General features: G+C 45.0%; 15 protein-coding genes. 4 read left to right on the top strand and 11 right to left on the bottom strand.

Features of this window, described 5'->3' with window-relative positions; translation table 11 throughout:
• The first annotated feature begins 7 nt into the window (after positions 1–7).
• A complete protein-coding gene (gene panD / locus B9G69_RS16410) occupies positions 8–394 on the top strand; it encodes an aspartate 1-decarboxylase (protein ID WP_088615750.1) in 387 nt (128 codons plus the stop codon).
• 343 nt (positions 395–737) lie between these two features.
• On the opposite strand, the gene B9G69_RS16405 is transcribed toward panD, so the two are convergent.
• Positions 738–1,157: a DUF523 domain-containing protein gene (locus B9G69_RS16405; RefSeq protein ID WP_265437846.1), complete on the bottom strand. Its 420-nt coding sequence runs from the start codon at positions 1,155–1,157 to the stop codon at positions 738–740.
• Positions 1,158–1,284: 127 nt separating this feature from the next.
• Between B9G69_RS16405 and B9G69_RS16400 the strand changes: the two genes are divergently transcribed.
• Together B9G69_RS16400 and B9G69_RS16395 are read left to right on the top strand one after the other, a co-directional pair.
• Complete coding sequence (locus B9G69_RS16400) at positions 1,285–3,114, top strand: ABC-F family ATP-binding cassette domain-containing protein (protein WP_088615752.1); 1,830 nt, start codon at positions 1,285–1,287, stop codon at positions 3,112–3,114.
• 2 nt (positions 3,115–3,116) lie between these two features.
• Positions 3,117–3,917, top strand: a complete 801-nt coding sequence (locus B9G69_RS16395; protein WP_265437845.1) for a DUF2799 domain-containing protein — start codon at positions 3,117–3,119, stop codon at positions 3,915–3,917.
• A 32-nt stretch (positions 3,918–3,949) separates the two neighbouring features.
• On the opposite strand, the gene B9G69_RS16390 is transcribed toward B9G69_RS16395, so the two are convergent.
• The 3 genes from B9G69_RS16390 to B9G69_RS16380 all read right to left on the bottom strand — a co-directional run bounded on the left by B9G69_RS16390 (position 3,950) and on the right by B9G69_RS16380 (position 7,355).
• Positions 3,950–4,267 carry a DUF2388 domain-containing protein gene (locus tag B9G69_RS16390; RefSeq protein WP_088615754.1) on the bottom strand — a complete coding sequence of 106 codons (318 nt, stop codon included), beginning with the start codon at positions 4,265–4,267 and terminating at the stop codon, positions 3,950–3,952.
• 8 nt (positions 4,268–4,275) lie between these two features.
• Positions 4,276–5,739, bottom strand: coding sequence for a hypothetical protein (locus B9G69_RS16385; RefSeq protein ID WP_088617197.1), 1,464 nt, complete (start codon positions 5,737–5,739; stop codon positions 4,276–4,278).
• 77 nt (positions 5,740–5,816) lie between these two features.
• The gene (locus B9G69_RS16380; RefSeq protein ID WP_088615755.1) at positions 5,817–7,355 is read right to left on the bottom strand and encodes an ABC-F family ATP-binding cassette domain-containing protein; all 1,539 of its coding nucleotides are present in this window, start codon (positions 7,353–7,355) and stop codon (positions 5,817–5,819) included.
• Between the two features lie 172 nt (positions 7,356–7,527).
• Here B9G69_RS16380 and B9G69_RS16375 point away from each other — a divergent pair, with 172 nt between their 5' ends.
• Positions 7,528–8,187, top strand: a complete 660-nt coding sequence (locus B9G69_RS16375; protein WP_088615756.1) for a type 1 glutamine amidotransferase — start codon at positions 7,528–7,530, stop codon at positions 8,185–8,187.
• A gap of 49 nt (positions 8,188–8,236) precedes the next feature.
• Here B9G69_RS16375 and B9G69_RS16370 read toward each other — a convergent pair whose 3' ends face one another.
• From B9G69_RS16370 to B9G69_RS16340, 7 genes are all read right to left on the bottom strand, one after another.
• Positions 8,237–9,562 carry a hypothetical protein gene (locus tag B9G69_RS16370; RefSeq protein ID WP_265437844.1) on the bottom strand — a complete coding sequence of 442 codons (1,326 nt, stop codon included), beginning with the start codon at positions 9,560–9,562 and terminating at the stop codon, positions 8,237–8,239.
• Between the two features lie 184 nt (positions 9,563–9,746).
• Positions 9,747–10,691, bottom strand: coding sequence for a hydroxymethylglutaryl-CoA lyase (locus B9G69_RS16365; protein ID WP_088615758.1), 945 nt, complete (start codon positions 10,689–10,691; stop codon positions 9,747–9,749).
• A gap of 7 nt (positions 10,692–10,698) precedes the next feature.
• Positions 10,699–11,076, bottom strand: a complete 378-nt coding sequence (locus tag B9G69_RS16360; RefSeq protein ID WP_088615759.1) for an acetyl-CoA carboxylase biotin carboxyl carrier protein subunit — start codon at positions 11,074–11,076, stop codon at positions 10,699–10,701.
• Complete coding sequence (locus B9G69_RS16355) at positions 11,076–12,566, bottom strand: acetyl-CoA carboxylase biotin carboxylase subunit (RefSeq protein ID WP_254916902.1); 1,491 nt, start codon at positions 12,564–12,566, stop codon at positions 11,076–11,078. The genes B9G69_RS16360 and B9G69_RS16355 overlap by 1 nt, the downstream gene beginning before the upstream one ends.
• 256 nt (positions 12,567–12,822) lie before the next feature.
• Positions 12,823–13,716 (bottom strand): EamA family transporter, encoded by an 894-nt coding sequence (locus B9G69_RS16350; RefSeq protein ID WP_088615760.1) that lies wholly within the window; start codon positions 13,714–13,716, stop codon positions 12,823–12,825.
• On the bottom strand, positions 13,704–14,480 hold the full coding sequence (locus tag B9G69_RS16345) for an enoyl-CoA hydratase-related protein (RefSeq protein WP_088615761.1): 777 nt from the start codon (positions 14,478–14,480) through the stop codon (positions 13,704–13,706). Before B9G69_RS16345 ends, B9G69_RS16350 begins: the two co-directional genes overlap by 13 nt.
• Positions 14,481–14,483: 3 nt before the next feature.
• The gene (locus B9G69_RS16340) at positions 14,484–16,091 is read right to left on the bottom strand and encodes a carboxyl transferase domain-containing protein (RefSeq protein ID WP_088615762.1); all 1,608 of its coding nucleotides are present in this window, start codon (positions 16,089–16,091) and stop codon (positions 14,484–14,486) included.

The following is a 16,091-nucleotide window of genomic DNA, read 5'->3' as shown; positions in this document are numbered from 1 at the left end:
GGTTTTTATGAATGTATCATTGCTTAGAACAAAAATTCACCGCGCGACCGTCACCGAATCTGATTTGAGCTATGAAGGCTCGATCAGTATTTGCCCAGATTTGATCAAAGCTTCTGGATTGCTAATGAACGAACGCGTAGATATCTATAACTGCAACAACGGTGCTCGTTTTTCGACATACGTCATCTTGGGTGAAAAAGGCGATATCTGCCTTAACGGCGCAGCTGCTCGCCATGTTCAAAAAGGCGACCTAGTTATCATTTGCTCTTACGTGGGCATGTCCATGGAAGAAGCAAAGACTTTCCAACCAAAAGCAATATTCGTCGACGAAAAAAATCGCGTAAAAGAAAAACGCGCCGAATCCCACAAAAACAACAAAAAGAAAAAGAAATAGGAATAGGTAACTAAGGAATAGGTAACAGTTCCCTTTTTGAGGAATAGGTAAGTAAAAGGTATGGACAAAAATCCCGGGCTCTCACCCGGGTTTTTTTATTTTCTCTTTAAGCCCACCGAAAATGGGTCGAAGAAATAAGTCTGCTCGGCCATCCATTTCAAAATCAATAAAAAAGCTATTGCAGGATATTCTTGCGTAGCCAAGAGGAACTGGTCATCAAAATGATTCCAAATGTAATCACTTGTGCGCAGTAGACACAGCCTCGGTCCTTGATGGAGAGATATATTTGGTTGTCAAATATGGAAGCTTCAGAGTGAAAATCCTAAAAAAGGGAACTGTTACCTCAGTCGATAGCTTCGACTTCGATGCCGTTGGCGACTAGCATTTCGGCAAGCACGCCGTTGCCTTCGATGGTTTTGCCGCTGTACGTGCCGTCATAGATTCGACCGCAGCCGCACATGGGGGATTTGGATTTTAACATGGCTTCTTTCACGCCAAATTTTAGCGCAATTTCCAAAGCTTTTTGGGCACCGCATTTGTACTCTGCCGTTACATCCTTGCCGTTTTTGTCTATGACTTTGTCACCGATGCGTTCAGCAGGTGTACGTGGAGTGGAAAGGCCTCCCATTTCTTCAGGGCACACGACAATGGTCATCCCCTCCTCGTGGAGGACGGTGACTTCCTCGCGCAGCTGATGTTTTCCGTCATAGCGGCACGGTTTGCCGATTAAGCAGGCTGATACTAGGATTTTACCTTCGCTCATAGCCACCCAATATAGCACAGCTCTTCCTTCAAAAACCTGCTCCTAAAGTAAATTCATGCCTGTAAAAAACCTGAACACCATGCATGACAGCTAGCACTACAAAAAGGGAACTGTTACCTTTTGGGGTATGGGTATTACGTTATTGCAGTTACAGGATGGGCATAAGGCCTATGGGGCTAAGGTTCTTTTTGATCAGGCGACATTCGCTATCAATGAAGGGGAACACGTGGGAGTTATTGGGCCGAATGGTGCAGGTAAGACCACGCTTTTTAAAATCCTGGTGGACCAAGAACACTTAGATCAAGGAATTGTGACCAAGTCTCAGCAACTGCGCCTTGGCTACCTTGAACAGGAATCCGACTGGAATATCTCTGAAAAAGTTGAAGAGTATCTGGATAAGAACTGCATCACTCCCCTTTGGGAGTTGAAGCAATTTGGTTTGAAGCTTGGTTTGACTGAACGCCATTTTCAATCTCATTTGAAAGAGCTGAGCGGGGGCTTCCGCATGCGCGTGAAGTTGCTTTATCTGATCGGCCAAGAGCCGAACTTACTTCTGCTGGATGAGCCGACGAACTTTTTGGATCTAGAAACGTTGCTTGTGCTTGAAAGCTTTCTTCAAGAATACAAAGGTGCTTTCCTGTTGATCTCCCATGACCGCGAATTCCTTCGTCGCGTAACAGATCATATTTTAGAAGTTGAAGGCGGTGACATTGTTAAGTTTGCCGGAAATTTGGACGACTATTTTGAACAAAAAGCCATGCTTGCTGAGCTTTTGCAAAAACAAGCTCTCAGCCAAGCTGCCAAGAAAAAATCGATCATGGATTTCGTAACCCGCTTCGGCGCGAAAGCTACGAAAGCCAAACAAGCACAATCTCGCCTGAAGGCTCTTGAGAAGATGGAGACCATCGAAATCAAGGCAGCCCCGACTCACTCGCACATTCATATTCCGCCAGCCAGTCCCACTGGAAAAGTAATCCTCGAAGTTGAAAATGCGGATTGCGGTTACGGCGACAAAGTTATTTTGAAAGACGTGACAGTTCGTTTGGAACGCGGAAACCATTTAGGTATCGTGGGTCTGAACGGTGCCGGCAAATCCACATTGCTAAAATCTTTGGGCGAGCAAATTCCTTTGGTGAAGGGCTCCATTAAATGGGGTCACCAAGTCAGCTTGTCGTACTTTGCACAACACACCCCTGAAGCTTTGAATCCTGAACATACCGTTATTGAAGCAATGGCAGCGCTCGCCCATAAAGAAGTAACTCAACAAGATGTTTTAAATATCGCGGGAAGTTTACTTTTCAGCGGGGATGCTGTTCATAAGAAAGTAAAGGTCCTATCGGGCGGCGAAAAATCCCGCGTGGCGTTGGGACAGATCCTTTTGCAGAAGTCCCCTTTACTACTTCTGGATGAGCCGACGAATCACTTGGACTTTGACACTGTTGAGGCGCTGACGGGTGCGCTGGAAAAATACGAAGGCACCATCGTTACAGTAAGCCATGACCGTGGTTTCATCGGGCGTGTTGCAAATAAAATTTTAGAAGTAAATCACGGAAAACTGACACTTTATCCAGGGACTTATGATGAGTATGTGTGGAGTCTTCAAAAAGGGTTCCTTTCAGAGCGTGTATTTGATGCCGATGCGAAAAGAGCTGCAACTGCGACTGCATCAGACGAACCTTCTAAGTTTAACTACAAAGAAGAACGTAAACGCATTGAAGGCTTGATTAAGAAAGCTCAGAAGTTGATCGAAGACTCTGATAAAAAGATCAACATACTAGCCGTTAAGCGCGACAGCTTGAACGAGGCCTTGGCAACAGGCTCTGCTCAAAACAGTGCAACCACAGCTAAAGAACTTCACGATATTAGCGGCCAAATTGAAGACCTTGAAAGTCAGATGCTAGAAGCCATGGAGAATCAGCATCAATACGAACAAGAACTCAAGAGCCTTATAGGATAACTATGAAAAAACTAATCACGAGTGCGTTGTTATCGATTTCATTCGTAGGTTGCGCAAGCCAGCTTAAAAAAGAATGCGAATCCACGAACTGGTTTAAATATGGTGAAGAAGTGGCTTTGCGTGGCGAGTGGCTTTCCTCGGATGCAAAGCTTTTGTCCTGCCGCAAAGAAGAAGCAGAGATCAGCGAATCCCAAGCGGACCTTGGTTTCAAAAGTGGTCGTCAAAAATACTGCACGGGTACTAACACTTATCTGGTTGGCAAATCCGGTGATCCGTTTTCCAAAGATCTTTGCGATACTCCAACACTGAAGTCCCTGGTCTCCGATTACAACAAAGGCCTTCGTGACTACTGCTCTAAAGCAAATGGTTTTAATGCAGGTTCCTCTGGCAAGAAGTACAAAAATCTTTGCCCCGCCGATTTAGAAACGAAATTTTTGCCTGAATATAAAAAAGGCCGTTTGAAATACGTCGAAGCACAAATCAAGAATCTTGAAAACCGCCAACGTGACTTACAACTTGCTATTTCCAATAAGAATACTCAAGTTGTGACAACACGTATGAACTTCATGGGAGTTCAAAACCGTCGCAATCTTTTGGAAAGCCAAAAATCTTTCGCTCAATCCACTAATAATCTTTCTGAAGTGGGTCGATTGAATACGGAACTACAGAATCTTGATTGGGAGTTGACTCGAGCCCGACAGGACGTCGACAGAGCTGAAACCGAGAAAAGAAACCTGGAGTCGGAGTTAGATCAAACTGGAAAAACAATCGCTGAATTCCGCCTCGAAATGGCCGGACTGTAGAAATTAAAAAGGGGCTTTAAGCCCCTTTTTCTTTAATGAGCGATGATTCGCTCTGCAAGTTGTAAATCTGAAGCTATAAGCCTTGGGTTGCTCTTACGAATATGGTCCAAAGCTCTCTGCAAATAGACTCCACGAACTTGCCCTTGAGTTGCAACAAATACAGCAGCATCGTCTTTTGCCTCTACGATCATTTTTTCAATAGCATTATCAGCTGCTGTCTTAGCCGTAAGGAATGTTGGCGCTGATGTTACAGCTACTGTAGCTCCCGAAATCAGCTCCCCTGTTTTTGCTAAGGCAAACATCGGAATCACAAGAATTGTTATAACTGATGCAACCAGGATTTTAATCATAATATCTCCTAAAATCTAAACCACTCGATAGCGTCGACATAGGCTTTGGGCTGATAAGCATTCGCAGTTTGATTGAAGCGAACCTCTTGCCATCCCAAACTTCTGAACGATGGGTTTTCGACGTCACGTTTTTTAATAAAGTCTTGGACATTTAAAACCGAAGCCAATTGTTCACGTTTCATCAGCAACGATGGCAAATGAAACTGAACAAAGGACATACCTTTATTTTCCAAAGCGAATCCTTCCGCTCCCGACTTTAAATACTCTTTATAGTGAACTTCAGCTTTGGGTTCACAGTGTTCAACGACCAAAAGCTTTTCAGTGCTGTCAGAGTGATCCATCACATAGCTAAAGCTGTAGCCCCCGCATTTTTCGACGATCGTTCTGTTGGCTTTGATTTGACCAAATGTCTTAATCGGAATGGGAAATTTAGAGGGAAGCATCCACAAATTATCTTGGCCACGAACTGCAATTTGGGTCTGCGGTTGCTCTTTTGCGATCTTCATAAATTCCTGAAACGCTTTATTATTAGAATCTAGTTTTTGATTGCTGACGTACAGAACATCAAAGCTTGCTTCGGCAAAAGCTTTTTCGTAACCGTGCGCGCGCAGCTCGTTGGCAAAACCAGCCGCGAATAAACGGTAGGTATTTGAAGTCTTCGTTAAATCCGAAGAAGCGATATACTGATTGAAATTTTTAAGAGTTGCCGACGCTCGCATTAACGCGGACGCCGTCGAATCACCCGCTACCGATAATACCGGATTGTATTCGCCACGAATCATAAGCGCCATCTTGCGCGTGAACTGATAGCGCTCGCCCACTGACAACGACTTATAAGCACGCACCCAGCTATTTAACAACAATGGTCGAAGACTCATCTCTAAAACTTCAGGAGCTATAGATGACAAATTCTGATTACGAGCACAGATTTCGTAGTCCTCTGATTGCTTCCATGGAGAGTCACAATAAGCCTCCGGTGACTTGATTACGTAAGGCCATCTCACTGGCAGCAGAGCCGTTTTTACATGAGTGCCTGGATCGCCGATATCTAGGTCACCTGTTTGCAAATAGACCAAGAAATCTGTTGCGACTTCTTCCATCAACTCTTGCTGGACGAATAGGGTTTCATTTCTTTCTCGATACCAGATCTTAGCTAAAGCCTTTTCCAGATGGCCTGGAGCTTCGACTAAATTTTGACCGATATAGATCACATGACCTTTAATACGGAACATATTGGGGTGATCGGCCAAAATAACGATCTGTACCTTCTGCAAGAAAGGCTCGATACTTTCCAAAAGCCTTTCAGTTCCGCCCACACGCAGATTTAAATCTTTAATATTTTGCCCAAAGTAAGTGCTATAGCGAACAGCCTTGTTAACTGCGCATCGATAAACCACGTCCTCTTGGCGACCCGCAGTTCTGTCGATTTTCTCGACAACCTTGGATTCGATACAAAGAGGCCGTTGATTCATTTGCAGAACAACCAGGCTAAGTATGCCAAAACAGGCAAAAGAAATGTAAGTGAGCCAACGTGACAACATATTCCTGGCTAAGATTGCAAAAGGCAGACCTCCTTAGTTTGAATATTCTCCAAGAAAACCGAGTCATGGGAGACCACCAACAAGGCACCTTGATAGCCGGTTAAAACGTCCTCCAAAACCTCTAAGCTTTGCAAATCCAAGTTGTTCGTGGGTTCATCCAATATCAACAGTTCTGGGGCAATATCCGATAAGAAAACCTTGGCCAAGCAAAGTTTCAACTTCTCTCCGCCACTCAGGGATTCCGCCTTTTGATGGACTCGGTCGGCAAAGAATTGAAAAGCGGCCAGTTCATTGCGAATCCATTCAGAGCCTTTGCTGCTGACATCCATGATGTTCTCTAAAACAGTTTTGCTTGAATCAAGAATGCTATATTCCTGATCGATCAAACTGGTTTTTAAAGAACCCACTTTCATCTCGCCGCGAATTTCTCCTTGCGGATTTTCGCCCTTGCTTAACAGGAGCTGAATCAGGGTGGTTTTGCCCGCTCCATTCTTGCCCGTCAAAGCCCAGCGCTCTGGTCCCTTCATATGCAAAGTAAGATTCTCGGGCCAAAGCCAATGCTCCCCACCTGCGAATTTGAAATTGAAGTTTTCTAAATTGAAAATCAATTTCTCGGAAGGAACTTTTGCACCCAATTCTTTAAGGCGCAATGTCGTCTGCGTTCTCATACCTTGATAGTGCGATTGAAAGTCAGCACTGGCGTGCTCGGCACGTTGGGATTCGTTCGCGTTGATCGTTCCCATCGTAACTTGTGCTGCTCGTTTCAACCCACCAACGATAATTCTTGGAATTCCACCTTTGTCGGCCTGAGCTTGGCCTCGACGCATGCGTTTTTCCTGGGCCTCCAGTTTACTGTGAAGATCCCGCTCCGTTTTCTTTTTCTCCCGGCGTAACTGATCCAGCACTGAATGTTCTTGTTCTATCTCCCGATCTCGTTGCTCCTCATAAAAAGAATAAGGTCCACCATAGGAGCGCATTCCCTGATTCGACATTTCCAGAATGGAATCCATTCGCTCTAACAATTCCCGATCATGGCTGATGATCAAAAGATTGCCCTTAAAGCTTTCAACGAATTCAGTGATTCTTTGCTTTGCGGATCGGTCCAAGTTATTCGTAGGCTCATCCAAAATTAATAACCCAGAATTTCCTGCCAAGGCCTTCGCAATGCGCACGCGAGTCCACTCGCCTCCACTTAATAATTTCAAGGAGCGATCAAAAGGAATATCTCCTAATAATGTTTCTTGAGTGACAGCATCCATCTGCGAAGATTCCCAGATATCCACCAGAAATTCCCCAACAGTTTGTTCGGGGCGATCTTCCATTTGTCGCAAGTACGTGACTGTGTGACTGGTATGAATCTCCCCTTCCGTCGCAGGTGTTTCACCTGACAGAATTTTTGCTAATGTTGATTTCCCGATTCCATTGGGACCCACCAACCCATAACGGCCGGAACCAACGCTAAAGTTTAAAGATGAAAACAAGCGCAGCCCATTGCTGAACTCAAAGCCCAAATGATGAGCCGTGATCTGAAATATTTGATTTTGCATATTTAAATATCCGTCCAGGGATCCAAAAGGTCCCGAGATGTCTAGACTCTGACTTTGTCAGAGCAAGTTAGTAATAAGGAATTACGACGGAATTTATTTTCTCATAGACGCCAAGGTCGTCCTCGGCCTGATTAGTATAGCAAAGCCCACCCCATTATGCTAGTGTCCGGCCATGAAAAATCTTTTGGTTATTCAGCATGAATCAGATGGACCTGCGGGAACTACCCTGGACTGGGCGTCTCAAAATAACTATGGGGTTACTCACTGGTACCCTGCAGAAGGGGGTCCTGCACCCGATTTTAAAGCTTTTGATGGTGTCGTCATCTGTGGTGGCAGCATGGATACTTTCGAAGAAGATAAGTTTCCATGGCTGCGTACGGAAAAGAAATTCATTCGCGATTTGATCGATAACAATAAAAAGATCTTTGGTCTTTGCCTGGGATCACAAATGATCGCCGATGTCTTAGGGGCCAAGGTTTACATCCACGAGCCCGGCTGGGAAGTGGGATTCGTTCCTATTAAAACTATCGAAGGTGAAACCATCCCAGCATTTCACTGGCATCATTGTACATTTGAGTTGCCACCTGGTGCAGAACTAACAGCCACAAATGAGTTCTGTAAAAATCAGGCCTATAAAATTGGTGATAACATCATAGCGACTCAATTCCATCCAGAAACAACAGAAGATTGGATTCGTGAATGCGCGGATGAGGTAGGATCAGAACACCAAGGCATGGTGCAAAGAAAAACCGAAATGCTAGCGGATCTTCATCTACAGAAACCACTTAAAGAGTGGTACTTCAAACAACTCGATAAATTATTTAAATCTTAAAAGTAAAAAGGCCTGATTTCCCAGGCCTTTTTCTTTATTCGTTTTCAAATTAGAAACTAAACACTCTGGAACACACACGAGTCATATGATCGCGTTGTTGTCCCTTTTCCGCCAGATCCAAGAACTTTTTGCCGGCCCCCAATGCAAGAACATACTGCTTGTTGCGATATCTATCTACGATTGGTTTGCCCTCTTTATCTTTCGTTCTATAAGAAGGAGCATTCTTATTTACAAACTCCACACCCGTCTGAATTTTAAATTCCTTCTCGAACTCTTGAAAGAAGTCGACGCCCCATTTATTGTAAGTCTCCAAAGGCATCCATGACGGAGCCGTATTTCCGTGAAGGATCCCCACTCCCACTTGAGTGAAGCCCTTCAACAAGTTTGACTGCTCCCACGCCTTAAGAATATCTGTGCGTTTTACTTTCTCGAAAAACTCCTCGTTCAAATAAGTATCACCGTAGTCCCGCAGGACGATTTTGCCAGTAGGACGCATTTTCTCATCCAGCTCCACCAAGAAATTTTGCGAGTGTGGAGAGTCATAAGTCATGCCTGTCAAAGCAAAAAACTCCGCAATCGCTCGAGCTAAAGGTTTGTTGTAATGCTCATTCCAGAATTCAGCCGGGTTATTTGAGCCATTCAGTCGAGCGAGTTCGCGACCCTTTTCTTCATGCATGATTGAAAAACCAGGAACGTAGGTTTTTCCTGAATTCGTCAAGGTGTCGTAAGAACGAATAATCATGCCTTGGTCAATAACGACTTCGCCGCTAGCATTTTTGGTTTCAATCCCAAACGCCAAGGGTTCATCAAGTAAAACGATATTGTAGAGTTTGGGTTGTTTTGCAAGTTGTTGGTCCACGAAATCCGTCATCATACGGATTTGCTTACCATCATCCCAGTCTTGATGTTTATCACGCCAAAAACCGCCGGTTTTATCCGTGGAACCTTTAAAGGAAAACTCTGCCTTGGAAACGGGATCGACAATTATATAACTGCGCGAGGCCGTCATATATCCTTTATAATAGACCTTCTTAATAGGAGTAATGCCGTTGTCTTTCAAGAAGCCAGCGATTTCTTGCCACCACTTGGTGTCCTCTGGATTGATGATCCAACGAAGATACTTCACACCTTTTTCTTCGTGAACTAATGAGTCGACAAATTTTTGAGGAGCCCTTTTTGCTATATCCGCTTCAACCAAACTCATTGGAATGTCATAATGGTAAACCATGACCTCCTTATCACTGCGGGTCGTGACAGCATTGGATTTGGTTTCCAAAGTCACAAGATCTTGTAATTCCTTACTGATCGCGTGTGAAAACGACGCGAAGATCATGTTGGAAATCAAGGCAAAGCTAAGAGCTCGGTTGAACTTCATAAATAGGTCTCCCTAAGAATTGTTTTAATTCAAAGGTGACTATTTCAAACTCGATACCAATAACTAATGGAACTAACTGGATTAAAATGGGTTTTGAGATCAATGGAAACCAATAGAGAACAAAACGCGGCAACACCTGTTAACGACGTAAACGTTTAGAGTACGTGCTCAGAAAGTTAATATCTCATTTTGAGACAGCGACTTTTCCCAGAGGTTTCAGTGGTCCCACTTTACCAACCTTCCAGGGAAGTGCGTGTTGGATTTTCTCTGACATCCAAGGATCGATCGCAATCAACTTATCAAGGTTTAAACCTGTTTTAATTCCCATGCCGTGGAACATGTAAACAACATCTTCTGTCGCCACATTCCCTGTCGCACCTGGAGCGTAAGGACAACCACCCAAACCACCAAGGCTAGTATCAAAAACGCGGACGCCCTCTTCATAAGCCGCAAGAATATTCGCAAGAGCTTGTCCTCGAGTATCGTGGAAATGTCCTGCTAACTTTTTAACAGGAACGACTTTTTTGATTTTCTTAAAAAGTGAATGAACTTGGCCGACATTCGCAACACCTATAGTGTCACCCACGGAAAGCTCGTAAACTCCCAGTTTATGCATGCGCTGAGCAAGCTTCACAACGCGAGCCTCTGGAACTTTTCCTTCAAAAGGACAACCAAAGCAGGTGGAAAGATAGCCACGCACTTTGATTTTGTGTTTCTTAGCTAGTGCCATGACTGGCTCAAAACGTTTAAAGCTTTCATCGATGGAGCAATTGATATTCTTTTGAGAGAACGACTCTGAACAAGCCGCAAAGATAGCGATCTCTTTAACACCACTGGCGATGGCATCTTGCATACCGCGCTCGTTAGGAACTAAAACAGAGAATTCAGTCTTTTTGGGAATTTGACCCGACTTTTGCAAACCGAAAGCTTTGCTGACGACTTCTTTAGTCCCCGCCATTTGCGGAACCCATTGCGGAGAAACAAAGGCACCGATCTCAACACGTTTTGTGCCGGCTTCGATCAAACGACGTGCAAATTCAACACGCGTGTCGGCATCCAAAACGACTTTCTCGTTTTGCAAACCGTCTCGTAGTCCCATTTCCACAATCGCAACCGAATTCTTAGCCATAAATTTCTTATTCAGCAGAAGGTTTAATTTTCACAAGTGCTTTACCTAAAGCCACTTGCTCACCGACAGCGCAAGAAACTGAATCCACAGTTCCAGCGATATCAGCTTTTAAAGTGTACTCCATTTTCATGGCTTCCATTACTAAAACTGCTTGTCCCGCTTTAAGCTCTGCACCCGTTTGTACCAAAATTTTAGTCACTTTGCCTGGCATTGGGGCGGACACAGTATCAGAGGAACCTCCAGCACCCGCTTTTTTACGAGACTTACGGCCAGCTCCCGCGTCCATAGTGAAAGTACGTCCATTCACATGCACCCACAATGTGCCTTGAAGCAATTGAGCCTGCCCTTTGTGATCGACACCGTCGATACGAACCTTAACGTCCATTAGATACCTCTCCAATAAGATGCCCATGGTGATGTGCTTGCTTGAGTTCCCGATGTTTGAGCACCACGAGCTTGCGCCAATGCTGCCGCTGCAAGTTTCTTTTCAACTTCATTCAGCTCAGGTTCTTTGATCGGATCTGCGAAATAAGTTTCGATGAATCTTGTCGTCATCGTCCCCATCACGAATTCTTTATGTGAAAGAATCTCAATCAAATACGGAATATTTGTGTGAACACCGAACACGACCGAGTCTTTCAACACGCGGATCATTTTTTGAATCGCGCGAGGACGGTTCTCGTCCCAAACAATCACCTTCGCGATCATCGGGTCATAGTATGGGGTGATCGTATCACCAGAATCAAAACCATATTCATAGCGACGGCCGGGGCCCTCGGGCCATTCAACGTGACCTAACAAACCTGTACTCGGCACGCCACCCAAGAATGGATTTTCAGCGTAAATTCGGCACTCGATAGAATGACCACGAGGAATACGGATCATTTTTGGATCATGTATGTATTCACCTTGAGCTGTCATGATCTGCATTTTTACCAGGTCCACACCCAAAACTTCTTCAGTCACTGGATGCTCAACTTGCAAACGCGTATTCACTTCAAGCAAATAAAATTCACCATCTTGAAGCAAAAACTCAACCGTACCCGCACCTTTGTATTTACCCAAAGTGGCGATGGCACAAGCGGCCTCCCCCATACGACGACGAAGATCATCGGTCAAAGACGGAGAAGTTGCTTCCTCGATGATTTTTTGATGGCGACGTTGCACTGAGCACTCGCGATCAAAGAAGTGAGCCACGTTACCAATCGAATCACCAAAAATTTGGAATTCGATGTGTTTTGCGCGGTCTAAGTATTTTTCCAAGAAAACTTTTGGCGAACCGAAAGCAGATTGGGCTTCACGCTGAGCCGATTCAATCAACTCCGCAGCTTCCGCAGATGACTTGATTAATTTCATACCGCGACCACCACCGCCAGCAGCGGCTTTCACGATCACGGGATAACCAATGCGTTCTGCTTCAGTGATCAAGTTTGCAACTTGTTGGTTTTCGCCCTGATATCCAGGAACCAAAGGAAGACCGGCTTTTTTCGCAAGCTCTTTACAGTGAACCTTATCACCCAAAGAACGAATCGCTTCCGCTGATGGACCAATAAATGTCAGCCCCGCTTTAGTAACCGCTTCAGCAAAATCAGCGTTCTCAGACAAGAATCCAAAGCCAGGATGGATCGCTTGCGCGCCACCAGCTAGGGCTCCGTTAATATTTGCTTCGATGTTTAAGTAACTTTCTGCTGTCGGCGCAGGACCGATGCAGATTGTTTTTGTCGCCATTCGAAAGGCACGAGAATGAATGTCGGCTTCAGAGTGCAAAAGAACGGTTTCGATTCCCAATTCTTCGCAAGCTTTGATAATACGAACCGCGACTTCTCCGCGGTTGGCGATAGCGATACGAGTGAATTTTCCAGGCATTTTCGTCATGGTGCAAAAGCTCCAATTTTAGAGCTTAATCTATATCGACGAATCCTGGTTAAAGCAACGAAAAGACGGCCATTTCCCTAGGCAGAGTGTGCTTTAACCAAGGGCTCCATAGAGCTAAAAACCTTCTCTTCCAAATTTTGGGTGGTGGACTATTTGGTGATTGAAAGAAATCAAAATACTTAGAATTTGACCGCGTTGGAAGTGTCAGAGTTTGTTTCAATTCGCATTAAGTTTCCAAAAAGTGAATCAAGAAGCCTCACCAAATGCCGAAAAGTTTTGCATTTGCTATCGGTTGCTTACCGGGAACTTTGACCGAGCGAGACGTGAGAGAGCTTCCGCAAGATGCAGCCATCACGCACACAATTGCAACCATTTGCGTGTCCGACAGCCTCTCATTTAAAAAAAGAAGCCCCATAAGTGCGGCAACGGCTGGCTCCATACTCATGAAAACACCGAAAGTCTTTGAAGGAATTCGCCTTAATGCGATCATTTCCAATGAAAACGGAATCGCTCCTGATAAGATAGCCATCCCCAAAATCATCAACCACATTTGATTGTCGTATACTGACGGATGGACGTGGGAGACCGCCGGAACTGTTACCGTTAAGGCCGCCACTGTTAGTCCCATTGCAGTGGCAGTTCCACCTGGAATTTTCGAGCCCACTTTTTTCGCCAAGATAATATAAAAACCCCAAAAAGCGCCAGCGATCAAAGCCAACAGGGCCCCGAGCAAATCTATATTTTTTGAAAAATCTGAATGAGGTAAAATTAAAATGATACCTGCCGCTGCCAAAGCCACCCACAAGATATCTAAGACTCTTTTAGATCCTAAGATCGCAACGGCCAAGGGACCTGTGAATTCTAAAGCGACCGCAACACCAAGTGGAACACGTTCAATCGATAGATAGAACGTTAAATTCATACAAGCCAAACAGACACCATAAATAGCAACTGTTTTAAGAGTGCTTGCAGAAAATTTCTGAGTCCAAGGACGGTAAATCGCAAGCAGGATGAGTGCAGAAAACCATGCACGCCAAAAAGTTGCAGCTTGTGGACCTATTAATGGAAATAATTGTTTCGCGAAGCTTGCGCCACCTTGTACGGAAAAGATGGCGATCAAAACGCAAAGGACTGCGACTAACTTCTCCACGATGGTTCGCGTTTTTCAAGAAAGGACTTAAGCCCCTCCTGACCTTCATCGCTGGCACGACGTTCTGCAATCAAGTGAGTTGTGCGATCACGCTGTTGTTCCCACGTTAAATTCGCGATGTCATTCAAAAGTTTTTTCGTTTCACGAACTGCTTCCGCACCGCCTTGCTTGTAATTGGCGATAATCTTTTGCAAAAGGTTATGCCCCTCACCGACCGGTGCAATCTCAGTCACCAGACCGGCTTGCTGGGCCACTTGAGGATTGAAAACAGCTCCAGAAAGCATCAAAGGACGAACTTTACCAGCAACAGCTTTACGTTGAACAAACGCGCTGATGACTGCGGGTGCAATTCCGAGTTTCACTTCACTAAAGCAAAACTGAGTACCCTCTTCTGCAATGACTTCATCACAAACTGCGACCAAACCTAAAGCACCACCAAAGGCAGCGCCATGAATCAACCCAATGATCGGAAGAGTGCATTTCGCGATAGCTTCAAACATTGCAAACAGACGCAAAGAATCTTCGCGGTTTTGATGGTAAGAGAAATTTACCATTTCTCTCATCCAGTTCAAATCAGCACCGGCGCAAAAGGATTTACCCTCCCCTTGCAATACAACGGCACGCAGATCACGACGCATTTCTAACTGATGAAATGTCTCGGTAATTTCTGCGATCATTTCAGGGTTAAAAGCGTTGCGCACGTCCGGTCTGTTCAACTTAACGTAAGCAACGTGATCCATTTCCGCGATGACAACAAAGTTCATGACCTACATCCTAAAGACGCCCTGGGACTTTTCACCCCAAGACTTGTTAAGGCTTGCCGCAATACCTAATGCCAAAACCCGGCGTGTGTCTGCGGGATCAATGATCCCATCATCCCACAAGCGAGCCGACGAATAGTATGCGGAGCTTTCGTGTTCATACTTTTCCAAAGTAGGGCGTTTAAATTCCGCCTGTTCTTCAGTACCCATGGTTTGGCCTTTGGCTGCCATTTGATCCAATTTTACGGTTAACAAAACGTTTGCAGCTTGCTCTCCGCCCATGACGCTGATCTTAGCGTTCGGCCACATCCACAATTGACGAGGCTGATAGGCACGACCGCACATTCCGTAGTTCCCCGCTCCGTACGAACCACCAATCACCACAGTGAATTTAGGAACGTGGGCGTTAGAAACGGCCATAACCATCTTAGCACCGTGTTTCGCGATGCCCTCATTTTCATATTTCTTACCAACCATGAAACCTGTGATATTTTGCAAAAAGATCAACGGAATTTCACGTTGCTCACAAAGCTCGATAAAGTGCGCAGCCTTCTGAGCACTTTCGCTGAACAATACACCGTTGTTGGCGATAATACCCACTGGCATTCCATAAATATGTGCAAAGCCAGTCACCAAAGTTTTTCCATATAAAGCTTTGAATTCATGGAAACGAGAACCATCCACAATACGTGCGATGATTTCGCGGACATCAAATGGCACACGTGAATCCTTAGGAATCACGCCATAGATTTCTTGAGAGTCAAACAGTGGCTCTTCCACAGGAAGAATCTGCATCGTCACAGTTTTTTTGTGATTTAAATGTGCGACGATGGAGCGAGTGATTTCAACAGCATGCTCGTCATCTTCCGCAAAGTGATCTGTTACACCCGAGTTTTCACAGTGAACTTGTGCACCACCCAAAGCTTGAGCATCAACAACTTCTCCCGTTGCTGCTTTGACTAATGGCGGTCCTCCTAAAAAGATCGTACCATTTTCTTTAACGATGACGGTCTCATCACTCATCGCTGGAACGTAAGCTCCACCGGCTGTACAAGACCCCATGACCACTGCGATTTGCGGGATACCAGCTGCCGACATGCGAGCTTGGTTATAGAAAATACGACCGAAATGGTCACGATCCGGGAACACATCTGCTTGCATCGGCAAGAAGGCGCCACCCGAATCCACTAGGTAAATACAAGGCAATCCATTTTCAAATGCGATTTCTTGAGCACGCAAATGTTTTTTCACTGTCATAGGGAAGTATGTTCCACCTTTAACTGTGGCATCGTTAGCTACGATCACACACTCAGTGCCATGGACCACACCAATACCCGTAATAACACCAGCACCCGGTGCTTGGCCTTCGTACATATCCCAAGCAGCTAAAGTCGAAAACTCAAGAAAAGCAGTTCCGCCATCCACTAAAGCTTCGATTCGTTCACGCGCTGTCATTTTACCGCGAGCTTTATGTTTTTTAGTGGCATCAGCACCGCCACCTTGTTTGACCAATTCGACTCTCTCTCTCCACTGACCTACGATGTTTAACATCGCATCGCGATTAGCTTTAAAATCAGAAGAGTTTACATCAATGTGACTGTCCAAAATTTCCAT

The sequence above is a fragment of the Bdellovibrio sp. SKB1291214 genome (assembly GCF_002209355.2).
GTDB lineage: Bacteria > Bdellovibrionota > Bdellovibrionia > Bdellovibrionales > Bdellovibrionaceae > Bdellovibrio.
The sequence above is the reverse complement of the archived record's forward strand: the minus strand, read 5'-3'. Positions and strand labels throughout refer to the sequence as shown.

Bases quoted from the DNA above. Each gene is read 5' to 3' on its own strand.
- B9G69_RS16340 (WP_088615762.1), bottom strand. From the start codon at position 16,091: ATGGAAATTTTGGACAGTCACATTGATGTAAACTCTTCTGATTTTAAA.
- B9G69_RS16405 (WP_265437846.1), bottom strand. From the start codon at position 1,157: ATGAGCGAAGGTAAAATCCTAGTATCAGCCTGCTTAATCGGCAAACCG.
- B9G69_RS16390 (WP_088615754.1), bottom strand. From the start codon at position 4,267: ATGATTAAAATCCTGGTTGCATCAGTTATAACAATTCTTGTGATTCCG.
- B9G69_RS16355 (WP_254916902.1), bottom strand. From the start codon at position 12,566: ATGACGAAAATGCCTGGAAAATTCACTCGTATCGCTATCGCCAACCGC.
- B9G69_RS16370 (WP_265437844.1), bottom strand. From the start codon at position 9,562: ATGAAGTTCAACCGAGCTCTTAGCTTTGCCTTGATTTCCAACATGATC.
- panD (WP_088615750.1), top strand. From the start codon at position 8: ATGAATGTATCATTGCTTAGAACAAAAATTCACCGCGCGACCGTCACC.
- B9G69_RS16380 (WP_088615755.1), bottom strand. From the start codon at position 7,355: ATGCAAAATCAAATATTTCAGATCACGGCTCATCATTTGGGCTTTGAG.
- B9G69_RS16360 (WP_088615759.1), bottom strand. From the start codon at position 11,076: ATGGACGTTAAGGTTCGTATCGACGGTGTCGATCACAAAGGGCAGGCT.
- B9G69_RS16345 (WP_088615761.1), bottom strand. From the start codon at position 14,480: ATGAACTTTGTTGTCATCGCGGAAATGGATCACGTTGCTTACGTTAAG.
- B9G69_RS16375 (WP_088615756.1), top strand. From the start codon at position 7,528: ATGAAAAATCTTTTGGTTATTCAGCATGAATCAGATGGACCTGCGGGA.
- B9G69_RS16365 (WP_088615758.1), bottom strand. From the start codon at position 10,691: ATGGCTAAGAATTCGGTTGCGATTGTGGAAATGGGACTACGAGACGGT.
- B9G69_RS16385 (WP_088617197.1), bottom strand. From the start codon at position 5,739: ATGAATCAACGGCCTCTTTGTATCGAATCCAAGGTTGTCGAGAAAATC.
- B9G69_RS16400 (WP_088615752.1), top strand. From the start codon at position 1,285: ATGGGTATTACGTTATTGCAGTTACAGGATGGGCATAAGGCCTATGGG.
- B9G69_RS16395 (WP_265437845.1), top strand. From the start codon at position 3,117: ATGAAAAAACTAATCACGAGTGCGTTGTTATCGATTTCATTCGTAGGT.